The following is a 3,293-nucleotide window of genomic DNA, read 5'->3' on the forward strand; positions in this document are numbered from 1 at the left end:
ATTAGCGACACGTGGATATCCCGCGGGCCCGATGCGGTCCCGCAAGATACCACGGGCGCACGGCGGATGCCTTGGCACAGGGAGCCGATGAAGGACGCGGCAAGCTGCGATAATCCCCGGCGAGGAGCACACATCCTTCGACCCGGGGGTCTCCGAATGGGCGAACCCATGCACAGCAGTGTGCATATCCCCACCCCGAACACATAGGGGTGGGGAGGACAACCCGGGGAACTGAAACATCTAAGTACCCGGAGGAGAGGAAATCAATCTCGAGACTCCCCGAGTAGCGGCGAGCGAAAGGGGACCGATGGCCAAACCGTCGAGCGGGCATACCCGGCAGGGGTTCCGCCGACGGGGTTGCAGGGCCGCGCATCCGGGGGCTGCCGCCCCCGGGCGCAGGTCCGGCTGGGGAGCGGAACGGCATGGGAGGGCCGGCCGCAGCGGGTGACAGCCCCGTACGCGAACCCAGACCGGACGGCGCGACGCGGTCCCTGAGTAGGGCCGGGCACGTGAAACCCGGTCCGAACCTGGGTGGACCACCATCCAAGCCTGAGTACTACCCTGTGACCGATAGCGCACCAGTACCGTGAGGGAAAGGTGAAAAGCACCCCGGGAGGGGAGTGAAACAGTACCTGAAACCGTGCGCCCACGAGCAGTCGGAGCACCTTTATGGTGTGACGGCGTGCCTTTTGTAGAATGAGCCAGCGAGTCGCTGGCGCGGGGCGAGGTTAACCGAAAGGGAGCCGGAGCGAAAGCGAGCCTTAACAGGGCGACTTGAGTCCCGCGCCGCGGACGCGAAGCCGGGTGAGCTATCCGTGGGCAGGCTGAAGCGGGGGTAAGACCCCGTGGAGGGCCGAACGCACGTCGGTTGAAAACGGCGGCGATGACCTGCGGATAGGGGTGAAAGGCCAATCAAACCCGGAGATATCTCGTTCTCCCCGAAATAGCTTTAGGGCTAGCGTCGCGCGTTCACCGCCGGAGGTAGAGCACCGGATGGACGAGGGGGCTTCGCCGCCTACCGAATCCAACCGAACTCCGAATGCCGGCGGCCCAGAGCGCGGCAGTCAGAGCATGTGGGCTAAGCTGTGTGCTCGAGAGGGAAACAGCCCGGACCGCCCGCTAAGGTCCCCAAGTTCCAGCCGAGTGGCAAAGGATGTGCGTCCGCCCAGACAACCAGGATGTTGGCTTAGAAGCAGCCATCCATTCAAAGAGTGCGTAACAGCTCACTGGTCGAGTGGACATGCGCCGACAATACACGGGGCTAAGCTGGACACCGAAGCGGCGGGATTTTAATTCATTAGAATCGGTAGGGGAGCTTCCCATGGGCGGTGAAGCCGGAGGGCGACCGACGGTGGAGCGCATGGGAGTGAGAATGCTGGCATGAGTAGCGAGAGACGAGAGAGTAACTCGTCCGCCGTGAACCCGAGGTTTCCTGGGCAAGGCTAATCCTCCCAGGGTCAGTCGGGGGCTAAGGCGAGGCCGGGAGGCGTAGCCGACGCGCAGCAGGCAGACATTCCTGCACCGCGCACGCGGCGCTACGACCGACGGGGCGACGGATGGGGGTGGCTCGGCGGGGTTCTGGACGTCCCCGTGATGGAGCGCGGCCCGCGGACCAGGGAAATCCGGTCCGCATCAAGGGCGAGGCTCCGGACGAAGCGACTGAGCGAAGCGAGTGAGCCCGAGGTCCCTAGAAAAACCCCTAGGCAGGCGCGTGCGCGCCCGTACCGCAAACCGACACAGGTGGGTGGGTAGAACATACCGAGGCGATCGGGTCAACCATGGTCAAGGAACTCGGCACAATGGCCCCGTAACTTCGGGAGAAGGGGTGCCCGCGCGTACGTGAACCGGCTTGCCCGGGGAGCGGAGGCGGGCCGCAGTGGAGAGGCCCAAGCGACTGTTTACCAAAAACACAGGACTCTGCAGAAGCCGCAAGGCGACGTATAGGGTCTGACGCCTGCCCGGTGCCGGAAGGTCACGCGGAGGAGTTAGCCATTTCGGCGAAGCCCCGAAGCCAAGCCCCGGTAAACGGCGGCCGTAACTATAACGGTCCTAAGGTAGCGAAATTCCTTGTCGGGTAAGTTCCGACCTGCACGAAAGGCGCAACGACTTGGGCGCTGTCTCGACCATGGACCCGGTGAAATTGCACTGGTCGTGAAGATGCGACTTACCCGCGGAAGGACGGAAAGACCCCGTGAACCTTCACTGCAGCTTGGCATTGGCCGCTGGTCCCGCGTGTAGAGGATAGGCAGGAGGCTAAGATCCGGAGGCGCCAGCCCCCGGGGAGCCGCCCTTGGAATACTGCCCTCGCGCGACCGGCGTCCTAACCCGAGGCCGTCAACCGGCTCGGGGACCGTGCCAGGCGGGCAGTTTGACTGGGGCGGTCGCCTCCTAAAGGGTAACGGAGGCGCGCGAAGGTCCGCTCGGGACGGTCGGCAACCGTCCTTTTGAATGCAAGAGTACAAGCGGGCTTGACTGCGAGGCCCACAAGCCGAGCAGGTGCGAAAGCAGGCTCTAGTGATCCGGCGGCCCCGAGTGGGTGGGCCGTCGCTCAACGGATAAAAGGTACTCCGGGGATAACAGGCTGATCTTGCCCAAGAGTCCACATCGACGGCAAGGTTTGGCACCTCGATGTCGGCTCATCGCATCCTGGGGCTGGAGCAGGTCCCAAGGGTACGGCTGTTCGCCGTTTAAAGCGGTACGCGAGCTGGGTTCAGAACGTCGTGAGACAGTTCGGTCCCTATCCTCCGTGGGCGCAGGAGAATCGATGGAGGCTGCCCCCAGTACGAGAGGACCGGGGTGGACGCACCTCCGGTGAACCGGTTGTCGACCAACGGCACGGCCGGGTAGCCGCGTGCGGCGCGGATAACCGCTGAAGGCATCTAAGCGGGAAGCCGTTCCAGGGATTAGTTCTCCTTCCGGTAAGGGCCCAGGTAGACTACCTGGTCGATAGACGGCAGGTGCAAGGCTGGCGACAGCCTCAGCCGAGCCGCACTAATCGCCCGAGCTCTTCCGGAACCGCACCTCGCGGCCCGCGGGACATGCGCTCACGCGCGGTCCGGGCACGAGGATGCCCCCGAGTCATCTTTCCTATGCGCCATGCGGCCCCCAGGGCACGTGAGTAGACACCGGACACCGTAACGGTGGGCGCCGCCCACCGGTCAGCGGCCAGAGCATGGGGGGCACGCCCGGTCCCGTTCCGAACCCGGAAGCTAAGCCCCATCGCGCCGAGAGTACTGCGGGGTCAGCCCGTGGGAGGCCAGGGCGCCGCTGACCGGTGGACGGCACCGAGCCGT

The 3,293-nt window shown here is 64.8% G+C and carries 2 rRNA genes; both read left to right on the forward strand.

The features are described from left to right. The first annotated feature begins 39 nt into the window (after positions 1–39). Positions 40–3,015: ribosomal RNA gene (locus KTF55_RS09850) — 23S ribosomal RNA — on the forward strand. A gap of 142 nt (positions 3,016–3,157) precedes the next feature. Beyond that, positions 3,158–3,273, forward strand: a 5S ribosomal RNA gene (gene rrf / locus KTF55_RS09855). Positions 3,274–3,293 lie beyond the last annotated feature (20 nt).

This window comes from Collinsella sp. MSK.8.10 (assembly GCF_019041915.1).
GTDB lineage: Bacteria > Actinomycetota > Coriobacteriia > Coriobacteriales > Coriobacteriaceae > Collinsella.